Origin of the sequence: Actinomyces oris (assembly GCF_001929375.1) — a bacterium.
GTDB lineage: Bacteria > Actinomycetota > Actinomycetes > Actinomycetales > Actinomycetaceae > Actinomyces > Actinomyces oris_B.
The window spans coordinates 48,282-67,713 of record NZ_MSGO01000009.1 but is presented as its reverse complement, the minus strand read 5'-3'; the positions used below and the strand labels follow the sequence as shown (position 1 = coordinate 67,713).

The following is a 19,432-nucleotide window of genomic DNA, read 5'->3' as shown; positions in this document are numbered from 1 at the left end:
GCCGTGGCGCAGGCGAGCACCCAGCGGGTCCCCGGCCGTGAGGTCACGGTCATGGGCCTGGAGACCGAGTACGGCGTCCTCGGGGCCGAGCCCGAGGACGTCGTGGCCGCCTGCCTGGACGCCGAGGGCGAGGCGGGGCGCAGCCGAGGCGTGCGCTGGGACTACTCCGGCGAGTACCCCCTGCGCGACGCCCGCGGCTTCGAGATGGACCGCGCAGCGGCCGACCCCTCCATGCTCACCGACATCCCCGGAGCCGCCTCCGTCGAGGCCCCCGTCCCCGGACGGGTGCGCACCACCGCCGTCGTGCGCCTGACCGCCCAGGAGGAGGCCTGGCAGCGCGGCACCGCCACCTGCGTGGGCACCGGCGGGCGCCTCTACGTGGACCACGGCCACCCCGAGTACGCCACACCCGAGTGCACCGGTGCCGCGCAGGCCGCCCTGGCCGACCGGGCGGGGGACATCCTGGTGGCCAGGGGCGCTGAGCGGCTGCGCCGTGGAGGCGTGAAGGCCCGACTGTTCAAGAACAACGTCGACGGCAAGGGCGCCACCTACGGCACCCACGAGAACTACCTCGTGCCCCGAGCCCTCGACTTCGACGACCTCGTCCAGGCCCTGGTCCCCCTGCTCGTGGTCCGCCCGCTCCTGGTGGGCTCCGGCCGGGTCGGTACCGGTGCTGTCGCCCAGGGCGCCGACTTCCAGATCAGCCAGAGGGCCGACTACCTGGAGAGGATCGTCGGCCTGGGCACCACGGTGGACCGCCCCCTGGTCAACACCCGCGACGAGCCCCACACCGACCCCCAGCGCTGGCGCCGTCTCCACCTCGTGGCCGGAGACGCCAACTGCTTCGACACCATCGCCTGGCTCAAGCTCGGCATGACCGCCCTCGTCCTCCAGGTGCTGGCCGACGGCGTCCCCGCCGCCTGGCGCCGCCTGCGCCTGGCCGACCCCGTGGCCCAGGCCCGGGACGTCTCCCGCGACACCGGCCTTCAAGGCGTGCTCGAGCTCGCCGACGGTCGGCGCCTGAGCGCCCTGGAGATCCTGGAGCACTACCTTCAGACGGTGCGCAGCCACCTGAAGGACCGCGGCCGCCCCGCGCCGGCGCCAACGGGCGACCCCCTGCGCCCGGACCTGGCCGCGCTGGCCGACGGCGCCGACACCGAAGGCGCCGAGACCGGAGCGATCCTCGCCTTCTGGGAGGCCTCGCTGGCCTCACTGCGCGAGCTTCAGGCCCAGTGCGCCGGTGGCCACGAGCCGGGGGAGTCGCAAGGAGCGGCCGGGCACCTGGAGTGGGTCGCCAAGAAGCAGCTCCTGGACGCCACCGCCCGCCGCCATCCCGGCACCGGCGGACACGACGTCCTCCACGCCGTCGACCTGGCCTGGTCCGAGCTCTCCCCGACCGGACGGGGCCTGGCCGAGCGGGTGCCCGCCGGCGTCGACGCGCGTGGCGGGCTCAGTGACGAGGTGGTTGAGGCGGCCCTCGCCGAGCCGCCCACCACGACCCGGGCCTGGCTGAGAGGTAGGCTCGTAAGCGACTTCCCCGGGCAGGTGGTCGCCGCCGGTTGGCACTCCATGGTCCTGGAGACCGGTGAGAGGGCTCAGCGCCGCCTGCCCCTGACCGACATCCTGTCCTTCACCCGCACCGCCACGGCACCGGCCCTCAAGGACGCCGTCGACGTCGTCGAGGTCCTGACGCGACTGACGGGCGAGAGCCCCGGCGACCCCGGGCGGGCTGCCGAAGCAGTGACCACATCCGCCACCCTGTCAGGAGAGCAGACATGAGTGAGTTCGCCCAGCCGTCCCGCAGCCGCCAGGACGACCCCGCCCCCGACGACGACCCGACACCCGCCCCCGCCGGCCCCGCCCGGGGCCAGGGCCTGGACTCGGTGCTGGACATGATTGATGACGTCCTGGCCGTTGACGCCCAGGAGTTCGTGCGCGGCTTCGTCCAGAAGGGCGGCCAGTGAGCACCAGCGCCCCGGGACCGCGCGTCACCGGCCTGGAGACCGAGTTCGGCGTCCTGTGCGCCCCCGCAGGGCCGCAGGACGCGGTGAAGGCGGACCTGCCGGACGTCGAGCGGGCGGCGGCGCTCATCTTCCGTCACCGGCCGGCCGGCTACCGCAGCACCAACCTCTTCCTGCCCAACGGCGGGCGCCTCTACCTCGACATCGGGGCCCACCCCGAGTACGCCACCGCCGAGTGCGTGAGCGTGCGCGACCTCGTCGCCCAGGACCAGGCCGGGCGGGCGATCCTGTCCGCCATGGCACAGCGCGCCGCCACGAGCCTCGCCCAGGAGGGGGTCGCGGTCCGCTTCCACCTCCTGGCCAACAACACCGACTCCGCCGGCCACACCTACGGCTGCCACGAGAGCTACTCCGTGCCCCGCAGCCTGCTCGACGCCACCGACGACGCAGCCGGCGCCAGCCGTGAGACCACCATGGCGGTCCTCACCTCCTTCCTGGCCACGCGCCCCGTCCTGGTCGGCTCCGGGCGCCCACTGGCAGGCGGCCCAGCGGAGCCGAACGAGGACGGCCCCGGTGCGGGGGAGGAGGCCGCCTGGGGCCTGTCACCGCGCGCCCCCCACCTGCAGGCCCTGACCTCGGCCGACACCACCGGGCAGCGCGCCCTGGTCAACACCCGCGACGAGCCCCACGCCGACGCCGCCCGCCTGCGCCGCCTGCACGTCACCTGCGCCGACACCACCATGGCCGAACCGACAACGGGGCTGCGCAGCGCCGTGACCCTCCTGCTCCTGGACGCCCTCGAGGCGGGGTGGGACTTCAACGACCTGGCCCTGGTCGACCCCCTGGCCACACTGTCCGCACTGGGGGAGAGCCCCTGGGGGGACGTCCCCGCCACCACCGTCCAGGGCCGGCGCCTGAGCGCCGTCGACATCCAGGAGGCATTCCTGGAGCGACTGACCGCCTACCTGGACGACGCCGGAGCGCCCGACTTCCTGCGCGGCGCCGAGCACCTGCTCACCGACCTGGCGCCCCGCGTCATCTCCGCGCTGCGCAACCATGACGACGGCGCCATCGACACCGAGATCGACTGGGCCATCAAGCGTCGCCTCATGCGCGCCCAGCGCGAGCGCCACCCCCAGCTGTCCGGCCAGGTCCTGGAGACCCTGCGCTCGCGGGTGGACCTGGCCTACCACGACCTCAACGCCGAGACCGGGCTGGTGCCGCGCCTGACCGCCCAGGGGGCCATGGCTCACCTGTGCGAGCCGGAGGAGATCGAGCGCGCCCGCCAGGTTCCCCCGGCCACGCGCGCCGCCCTGCGGGGAGCGTTCGTGGCGGCCTGCCTGAAGGTGGGCGCCGACTTCTCCGTGTCCTGGGAGAGCCTGCGCCTGGACTCGCCGCCCACCGCGCCCGTGGATCTGCCGGACCCGCTGGAGACGGCCCATGAGGCCGCCGAGTCCCTGACGGGGCGGGTGCGGCGCCTGCGTCCCGAGGAGATGCACCGCATCGACCTCGTGGGTCGCGGCGGCCTGGGTGCACCGGGCTAGCCTCCGCTCGCTATCCCGGGGCAGGACCAGACGCGGCCGGCTCACCTTGCAGCCCGGTTTCCCCGTCATTTCAACGGTTAATTCTACTTGTCAAGTTCCTGTCAACCGCCTGTTCGGCCCTTGCGGGAGCCTCTGAGAAGGAGTAGAAACTTAGGTGTGCCTCACCAAAGCTGGTGGTGTGCTGACGAAAGGACGAGGATTCGGTATGGCCAGTACAGCCGGTTCGGCCGGAACAGCAGCGACCAACCCAGCCGGCAACAGTGGTGGTCGGGCGGCGAGCATCACCTCACCGCGCAACCTCATCAACGTGGGAGTCTTCACCGCCCTGTACTTCATCGCCCTGTTCGGCACCGGGATGCTCGGGGCGATCCATCCGATCATGATCTTCGTCGGCGGGATCATCGGTGTCATCGTAGAGGCGATTATCTGCATGCTGTACGTGTCCCGGACGCGGGCCATGGGCGCCTACACCATCCTGGGTCTCATCATCGGCATCCTCATGGTCGTTACCGGACACGCCTGGGTCACGCCGCTGGTCGCGACCGTCCTGGGACTCGCCGCCGACGCCATCACCCGTGCCGGCGGATACGACAGAACCGTCACCAATGCCCTGGGATTCGCCGTCTTCTCCATGTGGGCCATCAGCCCGATCCTGCCGGTGGTATGGGCCTCAGAGGCTTATTTCGCCCACATCCGCGAGTCCATGGGTGACACGTACGCCAGTGATCTCCAGGCGCTGATCAGCCCGATGTTCCTCCTGGCGTGGATGCTCCTCATCGCGCTCCTTGCCTGCGCCGGCGCCCTGCTGGGAATGAGGGTGCTGCGCAAGCACTTCAAGCGAGCGGGCGTCGCCTGAGCATGCGGCGCACGCGACCCCGGGGGTCCAACGTTCCTGCGGTGGGCGTGGAGGAGTCCCCGGCCTCACCGCAGGAGCTCGCTCGAGAGGGCCGCTCTGTCCTGGATGCCGCCTTTGGGGGACGTCCCCGTCCCAGGGGTGCCGCTGCTCCTCGTGTCCACGCCGATCCGCGCAGCAAGTTCATCCTGCTGCTCGTGTGCAACGTGCTGGTCATGGGCATGGCCTCCAACCGAGCCGTTGGACTCATCGCCGTTCTGGTGGGTGCGCTCATCGCCCTGGACGAGCCGGTGCGCGTGCTCATCAGCTACTCCGCCATCACCGCAGTGTTCTGGGGGCTCACTCAGGTGCCCCTGTGGTGGCCTTCCGGGGTCGCGGTCTTCTTCGGGGTCGTCGCCTACTGGCTGCTGCGCTTTGCCATCTCACTGTCGCTGGGGGCCTGGTTCGTCACCACCACGCGCGTCAGTGCCCTGCTGGCGGCCCTCAACCAGCTGCGCGCGCCACAGTTCCTCACCGTCCCGTTGGCGGTCCTCTTCCGGTTCGTGCCGGTGGCCCTCGATGAGGCCAGGGGTGTTATCGAGGCCATGAGACTGCGTGGCTACAGCGGCTCCTACCTGTGGCGCCACCCGCTGGACGGCATCGAGAAGCTCGTCGTCCCGGTCCTGGCCACCTCGGCTCGCAGCGCCGACGACCTCTCGGCCGCGGCCCTCATTCGGGGCCTGGGCAGCGGTGGTCGCCCCACCGTTGTCGACCGCCTGCGTTTCGGGGCTGCCGATGCCGTGCTCCTCGCGCTCAGCGCCGGCCTGGTGGTCCTGGCGCTGCAACCCGTCTGGGGGAGGTGATGATGACGCCCTCCCACGATTCTCGCCTTCATCTTCGTGGCGTCTCCTACGCCTATCCCACCGGCCAGCGGGTCCTCGACGACATCGACCTGGACATCCCACCCGGAAGCCTCACCCTCGTGTGCGGGGCCTCGGGATCTGGCAAGTCCACCATGCTGAGGCTGCTCAACGGGCTCATCCCGCACTTCCACGACGGCGAGCGCACTGGCCGGGTCCTTGTCGGGGACGAGGAGGTCTGCGATACCCCGATCGAGCGCTCCGGGCTGCGCACCGCCACGGTCTTCCAGAATCCCGCCGCCCAGTTCTTCACGACCACCGTAGCCGACGAGCTCGCCTTCGCACCCCAGAACTACCAGGTACCCGCCCCGGAGATCCGGAGGCGTCGTACTGAGGCCCTGGAGCAGCTGGGCATCACCGACCTGGCCGACAGGGATTTGCGCGGCCTGTCCGGCGGACAGACCCAGAAGGTCGCCTGCGCCCAGGCCCTGGCCCAGCAGACCCCCGTCATCCTCCTGGACGAGCCCACCTCCAACCTGGATCCGCGGGCCATCGACGACGTGCGCGCCACCATCGGGCGGCTCAAGGCGGCGGGGCGGACCCTGGTGGTGGCCGAGCACCGCGTCTACTTCCTGCGCGGCCTCGTCGACGAGGTCGTCATCATGGGGCAGGGGCGCGTCGTGCACCGCATGGCGGGGGAGGAGCTGTGGCGGATCGACGATGTGCGGCGCAGGCGGCTGGGTCTGCGGACCCTGGAGCGGCCCCGCCTGGACCTGTGCCCCGCACGGATCGCCGCGCTGGCCGGCCATGCGGACAGGCGGGTCGACGACGGCACGAGCGGCGGCGTCGAGCGCAGTACCCCACCAATCGCTGGCACTGTCCAGGTCGATCCTGACGAGATGCCCGGAGAGGAGGGGGAGGGCGGGCTGCGCATTGAGAACCTCAAGGTGGAGCGAGGCGGTCGCCTCATTCTCGACATCCCCGAGCTCACCTTTCCCGCCGGTGCGATCACCGGCGTCATGGGGGCCAATGGGATCGGGAAGACGACCCTGGCGCGGGCAGTCTGCGGCCTACAACGCACCCAGCGGGACGCGCGCGTCACGTACGGCGGCAAGGAGCTCGCCGCCGGGCAGGCCTTCCTCGTCATGCAGGACGTCCACCGCCAGCTCTTCACCGAGTCGGTCTCTCGAGAGGCGGGCCTTCCGCAGCTCGAGCGCCTCGACCTGGCCGACCTGGCCGATCGTCACCCGCTCTCGCTCAGTGGCGGGCAGAAGCAGCGCCTCGTCATCGCCACCGCGATCGACCAGGGCACCCGCGTCCTCATCCTGGACGAGCCCACCTCCGGTGTCGACCACCGTCATCTCGTGGCCATCGCCGCTGAGCTGCGGGACCTGGCGCGCGAGGGTCGCGTCGTCATCGTCATCAGCCACGACGTCGAGTTCCTCAATGAGTGCGCCGACCGCGTCATCGAGATTGAATGACATCTCACTGAAGGTAGATAATGATAATGATTTGCAAATATGACGATGCTCGAGTAGATGTGCGGTCATCGCGCTGGCGCGCCTGAGGTGGTGCGTCCTCGGTACTCCGGTACGACGTCGGACTGTTCACCACGACCTGCGAGAACACACAAGGAGAAGACATGAGCCCCACCAACCGCACAGCGACATCGACTGGGCAGGAGCGACCCACCGTGCGCACGTCGTCGCGCTCGGGCCTGGCCGACTCCGCGCTCGGCACCCGCAATCTCATGACGATCGCCGCCCTGGCGGTCGTCTCGATGATTCTCCTCGTGCCGCTGAACTACCTGGCCCCGGCGGCGGGGGCCTCCCGAGACGCCGTGCTCCTGGGGTGCGCGATCATGGGACTGTGGCTCGTGCCGTACCTGCTGCCCGCCACCGTCGTGCGCCGCCCCGGCGCCGTGATGATCGCGGCCCTTCTCATGGGCATCATGAGTGTCTTCACCACCCCGGTCGGCCCCGCGGCCATCGTCGGCAACCTCATCGGCGGGGCCTTCGTCGAGGTACCCCTGGCTCTCCTGCTCTACCGGAAGTGGACCTGGTGGTCCTACCTGCTCTCGGCGATGACCTTCGGCCTGCTCAACGGCATCATGTACGTCTCCGTCATGAGCGCCTCGGCGGGCATCGTCTCCGCGAGCGCCGGCGTCGTCATCGCCGTCGTCTCGGCCCTGGTCGGTGGCGGCCTCACCATCCTCCTGACCCGGCTGCTCAACCGCGCCGGCGTCGGCATCGACCACCGCTCGACCGGCCGTGCCTGAGTCAGCGCCCGCCGTGCTCACCGAGCCCGAGGCCGAACAGCCTGCGGCGGGGACAGCAGAAGCGGTGCTGGTGAGCATCGAGGGCCTCAGTGTCCACTACCTCGGGCGTGAGAGCTGGGTCCTGGACTCGGTGAGCCTCACCCATCTGCGCGCTCAGGTCACCGCCGTCATCGGCCCCTCGGGCTGTGGCAAGACCACGCTCGTGCGCGCGCTGTGCGGGCTCATCCCGCACTGCCTGCCCTCGGAGTACGCCGGCAGCCTGAGACTGTCCGGCACCGAGGTCGCCGACGCCACCGTCCAGACCCTGGCCCAGACCGTCGCCTACGTCGGCCAGAGCCCCGATGCCGCCGTCGTCACCCGCACCGTCCACGATGATGTCGCCTTCCCGCTGCAGAATCTCTGCCTGCCCAGGTCCGAGATCACGGCGAGGGTCGAGGAGGCTCTGCGTACGGTGGGACTCATCGAGCGCATCTGGGACGACCCCTGGACGCTCTCGGGCGGGCAGCGTCAACGGCTCGCGGTCGCCGTCGCCCTGGCCATGCGCCCACAGCTCCTCGTCCTCGATGAGCCGACCAGCACCATCGACACCACCGGCTGTGAGGACTTCTACGCACTCATCTCCTCCCTGACCTCCTCCGGGACGGCAGTCGTCGTCATCGACCACGACCTCGACCCGGTACTGCCCATCATCGACCAGGTCCTGGCCCTCGACGCCGACGGGCGGACCATCGCCGTCGGCTCGCCGCGCGAGGTCTTCATGAGCCACCGCCGCGAGCTGATCGACGCCGGAGTGTGGATGCCCCGAGCCCTGCGTGAGGCCGACGACGACCTCCCCGCGGGGGCGCTGGCGTCGGAGGCGGCGCTGACCTGCGCTGAGGCCGGAATCCGGGTGCCCCGGCTCGCCGACCTGTGCGCCGACGACGAGGTGCGCTACCTGGAGAGGCGGACGTGCGGCTCCGCCGAGAGCTGGCATCAGGTCGAGGCCATCGACACCCGCGAGGCACTCGCCGGTCGCACCCGGCCCGAGCCCCGCACCAGCGTCGAGCTGGTCGACCTCGAGGTCCCGGGGCGCACACCGCGAGTGTCCCTGCGGCTGGGAGGCGGAGAGCTCGTGGCGCTGGTCGGTCCCAACGGCGCGGGCAAGTCCTCGATCCTGTCCGCCCTGGCCGGACTCATCCGCTCAAGTGCCGACAAGGCAACGGTCGGGGGCCGGAACGTCGGCAAGGACAGGCACCTGGTCGGCTACGTCTTCCAGAACCCTGAGCACCAGTTCGTGGCCACCACCGTGAGAGCCGAGCTCGCCGTCGGAGGCACCCGGCCGGAGCGGGTCGACCAGCTCCTCGAGCAGTTCCACCTGACCGCCCACCGCGGCCACCACCCGCTGACCCTCTCGGGCGGCCAGGCCCGCAGGCTCTCGGTGGCCACCATGGTCAGCGAGGAGCGCGACGTGATCGTCCTCGACGAGCCCACCTACGGGCAGGACTGGGACAACACCTGCGAGCTCATGGACTTCATCGACCAGCTGCGCCACCAGGGGCGCACGGTCATCATGGCCACCCACGACCTCGAGCTCGCCCTGAAGCACTGCACCCACATCATCGCTCTACCGGGGGCGCCGGTACGGACCGGAACGGGGCCGGAAGCCGCACACGAGGTCACCGCGACCGACGACGCCGGTGCGGCGTTCACCTGCCTGCCCAGCCATCCTCCGGTGCCGCCCAGGCCCCAGCCGCGGCGAGGCCTGTTCACCTCGCTCAACCCCCTCACCCTCTTCGCATCGGTCCTGCCGGCCATGGTGATGGTCTTCGCCCTGCGCAACCATCACCTCAACCTGGGCATCCTGCTGGCCGCCTCGGTCCTGATCGTCGCCGCGCGCGCCTCCCTGCGACGCACCGTGGCCTCGGTGATCGCCCCCTGGGTGGTCACCGCGCTCATGACCTGGATCCTCAGCGGCGGAAGCCAGTACCGGGAGACGGCCGCGCGCCTCTACGACCTGGGCGACGCGGTGACCGGAGGCACCGGCATCGGCGCGCTCATCGCACTGGTCCTCGTCTCAGGAGTCTCCACCGACCCCGAGGCCCTCATCCGCACCCTGACCACCACCTTCCGCATGCCCTACCGCCTCGGGGCGGCAGGCACCGCGGCCATCGCCTTCATCACCCGCTTTCATGACGACTTCGTCCTCCTGCGCACCGCCAGGGCACTGCGTGGAGTCGGAGGGCGTTGGGGGCTGCTCGCCCCCGTGGTCCGCTGGACCGGATCGATCCTGCCGCTGATGATCCTGGCCATCCAGCACGCCGAGCGCGTCGCCCTGTCCATGGACTCGCGCGCCTTCGGTGCCCACAAGCGGCGCACCGAGATGACCGATGACCCCTGGAGGGCGCGCGATTGGAGCGTCGTCGCGCTCACCTGGGCGCTGGTCACCATCACCTGGAAAACCCTCCACTGAGGAGACAGCCATGCCGAAGCAGCCGATTCACCAGGCAGCCGAAGACCTCACCGAGCAGCCGGCCAAGCACCCCGATCACTCCGACCACTCCGGGCAGGTCGGCGGCGCCGGACGCCCCGGCGTCACCGTCGGCGAGCTCATCCGGCCGGCGCGCCCGGCCATGATCGCAACCGGGCTGCTGACCACGCTCGGAGCGCTGATGTCCATCGTCCCCTTCGAGGCCCTGCGCAACATGGCGGCCATCTGGCTGGGTGAGACCTCGCCGGAGGGCTGGCGCGGCAGCCTGTGGATCTGGGCGGCGATCGCAGCCGTCGCCCTGTTCGCCTCCCAGGCCCTCTACCTGGCGGGCCTGGGGATCACGCACCTGGCCGAGGCCCGGCTGCGACACCACCTCCGCAGACAAGTCGTCGAGGCCATCAGCAGCCTGCCCCTGGGGCGGGTGGCGCAGATCCCGCACGGCACCATCCGCAAGATGGTCTGCGACGACACCACCTCCATCCACACCCTCGTCGCCCACGTCCCCGGTGACGCCACCAACGCCGTCGTCATGGCGGCAGCCGGGGCGGCCTACCTGCTGTGGACCGACTGGCGCCTGGCCTGCGCGCTGCTCGGGCTGTGGATACTCACCCTGGGGGTCATATCCCTGGCCCTGGCCGGCATGTCAGATATCACCGAGCGCTTCGGCGTCGCGCAGACCGCGCTGGCCGCCGCGACCGTCGAGATGCTCGAGGGCATCAAGGAGATCAAGGGCTTCCAGGCCACCGACGCCTCCCGCACCCGCTTCAGCCGGGCGCGCACCGAGTTCTCCAGGCTGTCATACGAGTGGGTGAGCAGATCCGGGAAGGCCATCAGCGCCATGACCGCGGTCCTGCGGCCCTCCACGGTCTTCGCCACGGTCGCGCTCCTGGCCGTCCTGTTCACCTCCCAGGGGTGGACGCCGCTGTCAGCCACCCTGCCGTTCTTCCTGGTGGCCCTCGGGCTGCCGGAGGGGCTCATGATCCTCGTCGGTCTCATGCAGCACATGTACGAGTCCAGGATGGCCGCCCAGGCCACCGCCGACCTGCTCTCCTTGCCGCCGATGCCCGAGGGGACCCATGACGACGGCGAGGGACCCGCACCCGGGCGCGTCGACGTCGAGGACGTCACCTTCTCCTACGAGACCGGCTCCCCGGTCCTGCAGGGCCTGTCCTTCACCGCCGAACCGGGAAGCGTGACGGCGCTCGTCGGCCCCTCCGGTGGCGGCAAGTCGACCCTGGCCCGCCTCATCGCCCGCTTCTACGACGTCGACGCCGGCGCCGTGCGCATCAGCGGCGTCGACGTGCGCGAGGCGACGTTCCCCTGGCTGCTCTCTCGGGTGGCGGTCGTGCTGCAGGACGTGGCCCTGGCCCACGAGTCCGTCCACGACAACATCGCCCTGGGACGCCCCGACGCGACCCGGGAGCAGGTCGAGGCCGCCGCCCGCGCGGCCTGCATCCACGAGCGCATCACACGTCTGCCCCATGGCTACGACACGATCCTGGGCGACACGGGAGGATTCCTCTCCGGAGGGGAGCGCCAGCGCGTCACCCTGGCGCGCGCCTACCTCCAGGACGCCCCCGTCCTCGTCCTGGACGAGGCCACCGCCCAGGCCGACCCGGCCTCCGAGCGCGACATCCACCAGGCCCTGTCCCGGCTGACGACCGGGAGGACCGTCATCATCATCGCCCACCGTCTGTCCACGATCCGCGACGCCGACCAGATCCTCGTCGTCGACGCCGGACGTATCACCGAGCGCGGCACGCATGAGGAGCTGCTGGCCGCAGGCGGCCGCTACACCGCCATGTGGAGGAGCCAGGACCTGAGCGAGGAGACCGACGCCGCGGCGCTGACCGCCCAGGTCGATCAGCTCGGAGCCGAGACCGCAGGGCAGGAGGAGAAGTAACCATGTGGAAGCTGCTGACGCGAGTCGTCAACGCCGCCGAGATGCGGACCATCACCGCCTGGTTCGTAGCCTCCGCAGTCCTTCAGGGCCTCACCCTGGCCCTCATGATCCCCTTCCTGCGAGCCCTCTACTCGCGCTCGGAGTCCCTGACCGGTTGGCTGATCGCAGTCGTGGTCCTGGGGGTGGTGAGCGTCGTCGTCGACACCACCGCCATGCACCGCTCCTACCGGGTCAGTGTCTTCGAGGTCTGCGACACGATGATCGACCGCGTCGCCGATCACGTCCTGACCCTGCCCCTGGGCTGGTTCAGCGCCGAGCGTGAGGCCGCCGTCGTCAACGCCACCTCCAAGGAGGTCAACACCCTCTCCCACCTGGCCTCCATGGTGATCCCCAACCTGTGCAACGCCTTCATCGTCCCGCTGGTCATGGTCGGGGCCACCGCCGTCGTCGAGTGGCCCCTGGCGCTCATCATGGCCGCCGCCATCGTCCCGCTGGTCCTGACGTGGCGGCTCATGGGAGCCGCAACCACCCGCGCCAACGAGATGGAGGACCGCACCTCGAGCGCCGCGGCCGGACGCCTCGTGGAGTTCGCCCGGCTCCAGCCCGTGCTGCGCGCCACCGGCGTCACCAAGACGGGCTGGGCGCCGGTGCGAACCGCCCTGGAGGCCGACTCCACCGCCACCCTGGACGGGTTACGGGTCAAGGGCAGGCCCGGGCAGTACTTCAACCTCATCGTCAACATCGCCTTCGCCCTGGTCATGGCGATGGGACTGTCACGTGTGAGCGGGCACCGGCTCGACGTCGTCGCATACCTGGCGATCATGGCCGTCACCGCGCGCACGCTCCTGCCACTGACCAAGGCCGCCATGTACGGCGCCGAGGCCGACAACGCGAAGGTCGCCCTGCAGGCCGTGGGGGACATCCTTAACGCCCGTCCCCTGCCCGACCCCGAGCCCGGCCAGGAGATCGAGCCCCGGGGGACCACGATCGCCCTGAACGACGTCTCCTTCTCCTACGACGCCGGCCGCCCCGTCCTGGCGGGCGTCTGCCTGAGCGCACCGCAGGGACGAGTGACCGCCCTGGTGGGGCCCTCAGGGGCAGGAAAGTCCACGATCCTGCGCCTGGCCGCCCGGTTCTGGGACGTCGACGGCGGGACCGTCACCATTGGCGGCGCACCGGTCCGCTCCATGCGCGCCTCGACGATCATGGGCATGACCTCCATGGTCTTCCAGGACGTCTACCTGTTCGACACCACCATCCGGGAGAACCTGCGCATCGCCCGGCCCGAGGCCACCGACGCCGAGCTGGCCGAGGCCGCCCGACGCGCCCGCCTGGACCGCGTCATCGAGGCGCTGCCGCACGGGTGGGACACACAGGTCGGTCCCGGCGGGCTGAGCCTGTCCGGTGGGGAGCGTCAGCGCGTCGCCATCGCCCGCGCCTTCGTCAAGGACGCCCCCATCCTGCTGCTCGACGAGATCACCTCGGCCCTGGACGGGGAGAACGAGTCCGCCATCACCGAGGTGGTGCGAGAGCTCTCCGAGGGCCGCACCGTCATCGTGGTGGCCCACCGCCTGTCCACCGTCCGCCAGGCCGACGAGGTCGTCTTCCTCGAGCCGAGTCAGGCCGGCGCCCGCGTGGTCCAGTGCGGTACGCCCCAGGAGCTGGCTGCCGTTCCCGGCCCCTTCCGTGAGTTCATCGAGGCCTCCACGGCCTCCTCGCGCTGGCACATCTCCTCCTCACCGAGAAAGGCGATCTCCGCAGAAGGCGACTGAGCAACGGTGGCGGAGCCTCAGCAGGGCTACGCGAAGAATGCCCGTTTCGGCGGTGGGCTGTGCTCGCGCTCAGGCTCCCAGCCGCCGATCCTGTTCGGCGATGGCCTCAAAGGCGCGCACGACGGCGTCGGAGAAACCGGCCCGTTCCAGGGCCACCATGCCCGCCACCGTTGTCCCGCCGGGGGAGCAGACCGCGTCAATGAGGTCGGCCGGGGTGCGGCCGTGGCCTCCCTCCGCGGTGCGCTGAGCCTCGGTCTGCACGGTGCGGGCGGTCCCCAGCACCGCCTGAGCCACGATCTGGACGGCCAGGGCCTTGGGGATACCGCCCATGACGCCGGCGCGCGCCAGGGCGTCGATGAAGGCGCACACCAGGGCGGGGGAGGAGCCCGCCAGACCGATGAAGGAGGAGAAGTCCTTCTCCTCCAGGATCACGGTGCGGCCGATGGACTCCATGAGGGTGCGCACCGTCTCCAGGTCCTGGGCGCTCACACTGCTGCCCGGGGCCAGCGCCGTCATCGACTCGCCCACGGAGGCGGCCATGTTCGGCATGGTGCGCACCACCCGGGTACCGCCCGGCAGCATCGACTCCAGGCGCTCCAGGGTCAGGCCGGCCGCGATGGAGACCACCAGGGGCCGGCTGCCGGCGATGGCCTCCGACAGGCGGGGCAGGACCTCGGGGATGACGTAGGGCTTGAGGCCCAGGATGAGGACGTCGCTGCGTAAGACCAGCTCGGCGGCGTCGGGCACGTGGACGGCCCCGACCTGCCCGGCCAGGTGCTCGGCGGAACCGTGCTTGCTGGTCAGCAGCAGGTGCCCGGCCGGTGTTCCCGCGGCCACCGCCCCTCTCACAATGGCGCTGACCATGTTGCCGGCGCCGATGAACCCGATACGCATGATGGCCTCCTGCTCGTGAGCGACATGAGGCCATCACCGTACCGCGGCGGCGCGCTAGGCGGTGAGACTTCCGGGGCCCCGGTGACCTTCAGAGCACCAGTGCGGCGATCCACCCGGCGATGAGCAGGGGGATGTTGAAGTGCAGGAAGGTCGGGATGACCGAGTCGCGCATGTGGTCGTGCTGCCCGTCGGCGTTGAGCCCGGCCGTGGGACCCAGCGTGGAGTCCGACGCCGGTGAGCCGGCGTCCCCCAGGGCCCCGGCGGTCCCGATGAGGGAGACCGTGGCGACCGGCGAGAAGCCCAGGGACACGCACAGCGGCACGTAGATCGCCGAGATGATCGGCAGGGTGGAGAAGGACGAGCCGATGCCCATCGTCACGATGAGGCCCACGAGCAGCATGACGAAGGCGGCGGCGGGCTTGGAGCCCGCGAACAAGGAGGTCGCCGACTTCACCAGCGGCTCGATCTGCCTGGTCTCCTTCAGGACGGCGGCGAAGCCCTGCGCCGTGATCATGATGAGCCCGATGAGGGCCATCATCCGCATGCCTCCGGTGAAGACGTCGTCGGCCTCGGCGATGGTGACGACCCGGGTGGCCATGAACAGCAGCAGGCCGATCAGGGCCCCGACCAGGAGCGGGTCGGCCTTGGACTCCGTCCAGGTCAGGATGGTCTGGACCACGAAGCAGGCGACGACGGCGACCAGCGCGATCGCCACCTTGCGGCGGTCGATCTCGACCGGGCCAGAGGCATCCTCGCCCGAACCGGGGCCGCTGCCGGTGTCGATCCGGTAGACGCGGGGCTTGCGGTAGGTGACGAACAAGGCGATGAGCAGCCCCGTGAACATGCCCAGCGCCGGAATCCCCATGGCCTGGGTGGCCGGGATACCGGAGACGTCCAGGCCCGCCTCCTCGATGTTGGCGTAGAGGATGTCGTGGAGAAAGACCCGTCCGAAGCCCAGGGGCAGGAACATGTAGGTGGTGACCAGCCCGAAGGTGATGGCGCAGGTCACGGCGCGGCGGTCCAGCTGCAGACGGCTCATGACGATGAGCAGCGGTGGGACCACCAGCGGGATGAAGGCGATGTGAACCGGGATGAGGTTCTGACTCATGACCGCCATCGCCGTGATCCCGCCCAGCACCAGCATGGTGGTCGTGCGCACGGCCCTGCGGGAGGCGGACTCGTCCTTGTTCTCGATGCGGCCGATGAGCCAGTTCGCCAGCAGCTGGGGCAGGCCCGAGTGCGCCACCGCCATGGCGAAGGCCCCCAGCAGCGCGTAGGACAGGGCGATCTTGGCCCCGGCAGCCAGCCCGTCCTGAAAGGCGACCATGGTGCGGCTGATGCCCAGGCCGGCGCTCAGCCCACCGGCGAGAGCGCCGACGAACAAGGACAGGACCACATGGACGCGCAGCATCGCCAGGACGAGCATGACCAGGACGGCGAGGATGATGGCGTTCATAGGGGCCTTCCGGTGGGGCCGACTGTGCTGGGCTTCGCAAGCGGGCCTGGGAGGACCCGTGCGAATCGAGGCCGATTGTGCCAGGCGAGCGTGACGGGGACGTATCGTGGACCGATGAGCGAGAACCCGAAGAACGTCACCGTCGACTCCGCACCGGCCCGCCGCGCCCTGGTCACCGGGGCCTCCACCGGTATCGGTGCCGCCACCGTCCGGCTCCTGCGCTCCCACGGGTGGGAGGTCGTCGCCACCGCGCGGCGGGTGGAGCGCCTCGAGGCGCTGGCCGCCGAGACCGGCTGCACGTGGGTGGCCGCAGACCTCCAGGAGCCCGACGACGTCGAGCGCCTGGCCAGCGAGGTACTGGCCGAGGGAGGCGTTGACGCCGTCGTCAACAATGCCGGCGGCGCGCTGGGAGTCGACCCGGTCGCCGAGGGCAGCGCCCGGGAGTGGGCCACCATGTATGAGCGCAACGCGCTCGCGGCCCTGCGCGTGAGCCAGGCCTTCCTGCCGGGTCTGCGGCAGCGGGGCGGGGACCTGGTCTTCCTCACCTCCGCGGCGGCCCACGACACCTACCCCGGTGGGGGCGGTTACGTGGCGGCCAAGCACGCCGAGCGGATCATTGCGAACACGCTGCGCCTGGAGCTGGTGGGGGAGCCGGTGCGCGTCATTGAGATCGCCCCCGGCATGGTGGCCACCGAGGAGTTCTCCCTCAACCGTCTCCACGGGGACGCCGAGGCCGCCGCGAAGGTCTACGCCGGTGTCGCCGAGCCGCTCAGCGCCGACGACGTCGCCGCCTGCATCGCCTGGACGCTGGAGCTGCCCGCCCACGTCAACATCGACTCCCTGGTGGTGCGGCCTCGGGCCCAGGCCTCTAACACGCTGGTGGCCCGGGAGCAGTAGGGGAGCGTCGTCGGACATAGGTGGTCCACAGGCTCGGCCTGCCCCGAGCACAGCGCGGGTTCCTAGCGTCTCTTCCAGCCCCGGCCGGGCCGGGAACCAGACTGAAAGGACACCCATGAGCAAGCACGTCTCCTCCGGTGGCGAGGCCACTTCCTCCCCGCGCGACGCGGCCACGGAGAGTCTTCCCACCAGGGACGCCGCCGACGCCGCGCAGCGCCTCTCGCAGGACGTCGCTGACGGCCGCGACAGTGACGACACCACGGGCGTCAAGGATCTCAAGGACTCTGCGGGTAGCGCTGACTCAGGCTCGGTGAGGACCGAGGTTCTTGCCAAGGACGTCACGCAGGACTCCGCCACGGGCTCCGGGGCGGCTCGCTCGGCTGCCGGCAGCAGCACCGCCGACACCAGGCTGGGCGGGGCGTGGGCGTCCCCGGATGCTCAGAACGCTGCGACGATCGGTGTCGTGCCGTCCGCATCCGCGGCGGCCAAGAAGGTGCGGACCAAGGCGCGTGGGCCCTGGTACCTCCGCCGTGCCGTCGTGGGTGCCGCTGGAGTGGCGCTGCTGGCGGGCTCCTTCGGGGCCGGGTGGGGGGCCAACGAGCTCCTCAGCTCCAGTTCCCAGCACGGTCAGGCCCAGCAGCAGGGAGGCGGCAACGGTCAGGGCATGCCCGCAGAGGGCCAAGGAGGTCCTGGCGGGGGAGGTCCCGGCGGGCAGATGCCCGGCGGCGGCCCTGGCGGACAGGGCGGCCCCGGTGGCCAGAACGGCCAGGGCGGTCCGGGAGGAGGCTCCGGCGGGGCAGGCCGGACCACCCCCAACGGCGACGCCTCCAGTGGCTCGGGCTCGAGCGGCGACCAGCAGTCGGGCTCCGGCTCGGGTGATGGCAACCACCAGAAGGGCGGCTCAGGCTCCTCGGGCGTCCTCCAGCAGCAGGACGCCTCTCCGAGCACGCAGGGCTGAGGGCGCCGGCACTGCGCCGCCCACAGATCAACTTTTTCTTCAAAGGCGACGCGTATTCGTGTCGCTTTTGAAGTTCTTGTCGGTGTGTGCAGATTCGGTTACGGTCGCTGGTGTGCCTCGCACCGCTCACCTTGATGACACGGAGGAGAGGAACCCGATGACTGATGCACATCCCCGCATGGCGCTGGGAACCATGCACTTCGGAACCCGCCTGTCCGCCGCCCGGTCCCGAGAGGTCCTCGACGCCTACCTGGAGCTGGGCGGCCAGTGGATCGACACCGCGAACTGCTACGCCTTCTGGGGAGCCGAGACCGGCCTCGGGGGCCAGAGCGAGACCGTCATCGGCCAGTGGCTCACTGATCGTGGCGTGCGCGACCAGGTGAGGATCAGCACCAAGGTCGGTGCGGAGCCGACCCGCCCCCACGGCTTCCCGGGCGCCGTGGAAGGTCTCGGCAGGGACACTGTCAATCAGGCCATCCGGGACAGCCTGCAGCGCCTGCAGACGGAGCGCGTCGACATGTACTGGGCCCATATGGAGGACCGGGCGCAGCCGGTCGCGGATGTCGCTGAGACCTTCGGTGACCTGGTTGAGCAAGGGCTGACTGCACGGATCGGGCTGTCCAACCACCCGGCCTGGTACGCCGCCGCAGCCAACGTGCACGCCCAGCAGCGGGGCTCGGCCGGATTCAGCGCCCTGCAGCTGCGGGAGTCCTATCTCCACCCGAGGCCGGACACCCCGGTTGAGGGCGAGGACCACCCCCACGGGATGATGACCATCGAGAGCAAGGACCTCGCCGAGCGCTGCGGGCTGGACCTGTGGGCCTACACGCCGCTGCTCACCGGCGCCTACGAGCACCCGGAGCGCCCGCTGCCCAAGGCCTACAGGCACCCGGGGACTGACAAGCGGCTGACGGCTCTGCGTCAATGGTCGGACAGCCTGGCCATGAAGCCGAGCCAGGTCGTCCTGGCTCTTCTCAACGCCCAGCAGCCGACCATCACCCCGATCGTGGGCGTCAGCAGCGTCGCTCAGCTCACTGATGCCGTCGAGGCCACCCGCTTCAGCCTCCCTCAGGAGGTCGTCGAGGAGCTCAACGCAGCCGGCTAGACCGAGCGGTTCCGAGCCGGCGCCGGCAGTTCCACCGCCCACAGATCAACTTTTTCTTCAAAGGCGACGCGTATTCGTGTCGTCTTTGAAGTTCTTGTTGGTGTGTGCAGATTCGGTTACTGCCGCTGGGACCGGCTCCGGGGACAGGCGTGCAGCCGCCCGCTATTCCACCGCCGGGTGTGGGGAGGACGACGCCGTCAAGCCGTGGCGTGAACTGGCCCCGGTGGCGCACCGCCCACTACACTTCCCGGAGCAAAGGCACAGACCCGGCCATCACCGGCGAGCCTCCGGAAGAACCGGACCCCGGCGCACCAGCGTCGTCGGCCCTCAGTAGAACCGGACGGGACAGCCCGTCACAGCTGGAAACGAAGCGGTCGTGCACACCGTCCCTCTCGGGGCGCGCAGCACGGCAAGCGAGGTGGTACCGCGGTGCGGCACCAGCCGGGCACCAGGCCCGGCCGGGAGCCGACGTCGTCCTCGTCAAGCCCCGGGCACCCGCCCGAGG

15 protein-coding genes are annotated in these 19,432 nt (G+C 70.6%); 13 read left to right on the top strand and 2 right to left on the bottom strand.

The genetic code is table 11. From position 1 onward, the window contains the following. Positions 1–3: 3 nt before the first annotated feature. The 10 genes from BKH32_RS02850 to BKH32_RS02805 all read left to right on the top strand — a co-directional run bounded on the left by BKH32_RS02850 (position 4) and on the right by BKH32_RS02805 (position 13,617). Positions 4–1,779: a proteasome accessory factor PafA2 family protein gene (locus BKH32_RS02850; RefSeq protein WP_256690587.1), complete on the top strand. Its 1,776-nt coding sequence runs from the start codon at positions 4–6 to the stop codon at positions 1,777–1,779. Next, the gene (locus tag BKH32_RS02845) at positions 1,776–1,964 is read left to right on the top strand and encodes a ubiquitin-like protein Pup (RefSeq protein WP_003786115.1); all 189 of its coding nucleotides are present in this window, start codon (positions 1,776–1,778) and stop codon (positions 1,962–1,964) included. Before BKH32_RS02850 ends, BKH32_RS02845 begins: the two co-directional genes overlap by 4 nt. Continuing rightward, a complete protein-coding gene (locus BKH32_RS02840) occupies positions 1,961–3,505 on the top strand; it encodes a proteasome accessory factor PafA2 family protein (protein ID WP_075248535.1) in 1,545 nt (514 codons plus the stop codon). Before BKH32_RS02845 ends, BKH32_RS02840 begins: the two co-directional genes overlap by 4 nt. 205 nt (positions 3,506–3,710) lie before the next feature. Next, a complete protein-coding gene (locus BKH32_RS02835) occupies positions 3,711–4,361 on the top strand; it encodes an MptD family putative ECF transporter S component (RefSeq protein ID WP_081376667.1) in 651 nt (216 codons plus the stop codon). Positions 4,362–4,363: 2 nt separating this feature from the next. Next, positions 4,364–5,200: an energy-coupling factor transporter transmembrane component T gene (locus BKH32_RS02830; RefSeq protein WP_081376666.1), complete on the top strand. Its 837-nt coding sequence runs from the start codon at positions 4,364–4,366 to the stop codon at positions 5,198–5,200. Positions 5,201–5,202: 2 nt separating this feature from the next. Continuing rightward, entirely contained in the window at positions 5,203–6,678 is a 1,476-nt protein-coding gene (locus BKH32_RS02825) for an ABC transporter ATP-binding protein (RefSeq protein WP_075248534.1), read from the top strand. Between the two features lie 161 nt (positions 6,679–6,839). Continuing rightward, complete coding sequence (locus tag BKH32_RS02820) at positions 6,840–7,475, top strand: ECF transporter S component (protein WP_075248533.1); 636 nt, start codon at positions 6,840–6,842, stop codon at positions 7,473–7,475. A 70-nt stretch (positions 7,476–7,545) separates the two neighbouring features. Then, complete coding sequence (locus tag BKH32_RS02815; protein WP_075248594.1) at positions 7,546–9,924, top strand: ATP-binding cassette domain-containing protein; 2,379 nt, start codon at positions 7,546–7,548, stop codon at positions 9,922–9,924. A 160-nt stretch (positions 9,925–10,084) separates the two neighbouring features. Then, the gene (locus BKH32_RS02810; RefSeq protein ID WP_075248595.1) at positions 10,085–11,845 is read left to right on the top strand and encodes an ABC transporter ATP-binding protein; all 1,761 of its coding nucleotides are present in this window, start codon (positions 10,085–10,087) and stop codon (positions 11,843–11,845) included. Between the two features lie 2 nt (positions 11,846–11,847). After that, positions 11,848–13,617 (top strand): ABC transporter ATP-binding protein, encoded by a 1,770-nt coding sequence (locus tag BKH32_RS02805; RefSeq protein ID WP_075248532.1) that lies wholly within the window; start codon positions 11,848–11,850, stop codon positions 13,615–13,617. A 69-nt stretch (positions 13,618–13,686) separates the two neighbouring features. Here the strand turns inward: BKH32_RS02805 and proC are convergent, their stop codons facing one another. Beyond that, positions 13,687–14,511, bottom strand: coding sequence for a pyrroline-5-carboxylate reductase (gene proC / locus BKH32_RS02800; RefSeq protein ID WP_075248531.1), 825 nt, complete (start codon positions 14,509–14,511; stop codon positions 13,687–13,689). Positions 14,512–14,599: 88 nt separating this feature from the next. Continuing rightward, the gene (locus BKH32_RS02795) at positions 14,600–15,967 is read right to left on the bottom strand and encodes a Na+/H+ antiporter family protein (protein WP_075248530.1); all 1,368 of its coding nucleotides are present in this window, start codon (positions 15,965–15,967) and stop codon (positions 14,600–14,602) included. A gap of 114 nt (positions 15,968–16,081) precedes the next feature. Between BKH32_RS02795 and BKH32_RS02790 the strand changes: the two genes are divergently transcribed. From BKH32_RS02790 to BKH32_RS02780, 3 genes are all read left to right on the top strand, one after another. Beyond that, positions 16,082–16,864 (top strand): SDR family oxidoreductase, encoded by a 783-nt coding sequence (locus BKH32_RS02790; RefSeq protein WP_075248529.1) that lies wholly within the window; start codon positions 16,082–16,084, stop codon positions 16,862–16,864. A gap of 115 nt (positions 16,865–16,979) precedes the next feature. Beyond that, positions 16,980–17,822, top strand: a complete 843-nt coding sequence (locus BKH32_RS02785; RefSeq protein ID WP_075248528.1) for a hypothetical protein — start codon at positions 16,980–16,982, stop codon at positions 17,820–17,822. A gap of 157 nt (positions 17,823–17,979) precedes the next feature. Beyond that, positions 17,980–18,927 carry an aldo/keto reductase gene (locus tag BKH32_RS02780; protein WP_075248527.1) on the top strand — a complete coding sequence of 316 codons (948 nt, stop codon included), beginning with the start codon at positions 17,980–17,982 and terminating at the stop codon, positions 18,925–18,927. Positions 18,928–19,432: the final 505 nt, after the last annotated feature.

Excerpts from the sequence above, each read along its gene's own strand:
- BKH32_RS02845 (WP_003786115.1), top strand. The coding sequence starts at position 1,776 with ATGAGTGAGTTCGCCCAGCCGTCCCGCAGCCGCCAGGACGACCCCGCC.
- BKH32_RS02835 (WP_081376667.1), top strand. The coding sequence starts at position 3,711 with ATGGCCAGTACAGCCGGTTCGGCCGGAACAGCAGCGACCAACCCAGCC.
- BKH32_RS02830 (WP_081376666.1), top strand. The coding sequence starts at position 4,364 with ATGCGGCGCACGCGACCCCGGGGGTCCAACGTTCCTGCGGTGGGCGTG.
- BKH32_RS02825 (WP_075248534.1), top strand. The coding sequence starts at position 5,203 with ATGACGCCCTCCCACGATTCTCGCCTTCATCTTCGTGGCGTCTCCTAC.
- BKH32_RS02820 (WP_075248533.1), top strand. The coding sequence starts at position 6,840 with ATGAGCCCCACCAACCGCACAGCGACATCGACTGGGCAGGAGCGACCC.
- BKH32_RS02810 (WP_075248595.1), top strand. The coding sequence starts at position 10,085 with ATGATCGCAACCGGGCTGCTGACCACGCTCGGAGCGCTGATGTCCATC.
- BKH32_RS02805 (WP_075248532.1), top strand. The coding sequence starts at position 11,848 with ATGTGGAAGCTGCTGACGCGAGTCGTCAACGCCGCCGAGATGCGGACC.
- proC (WP_075248531.1), bottom strand. The coding sequence starts at position 14,511 with ATGCGTATCGGGTTCATCGGCGCCGGCAACATGGTCAGCGCCATTGTG.
- BKH32_RS02795 (WP_075248530.1), bottom strand. The coding sequence starts at position 15,967 with ATGAACGCCATCATCCTCGCCGTCCTGGTCATGCTCGTCCTGGCGATG.
- BKH32_RS02790 (WP_075248529.1), top strand. The coding sequence starts at position 16,082 with ATGAGCGAGAACCCGAAGAACGTCACCGTCGACTCCGCACCGGCCCGC.
- BKH32_RS02785 (WP_075248528.1), top strand. The coding sequence starts at position 16,980 with ATGAGCAAGCACGTCTCCTCCGGTGGCGAGGCCACTTCCTCCCCGCGC.
- BKH32_RS02780 (WP_075248527.1), top strand. The coding sequence starts at position 17,980 with ATGACTGATGCACATCCCCGCATGGCGCTGGGAACCATGCACTTCGGA.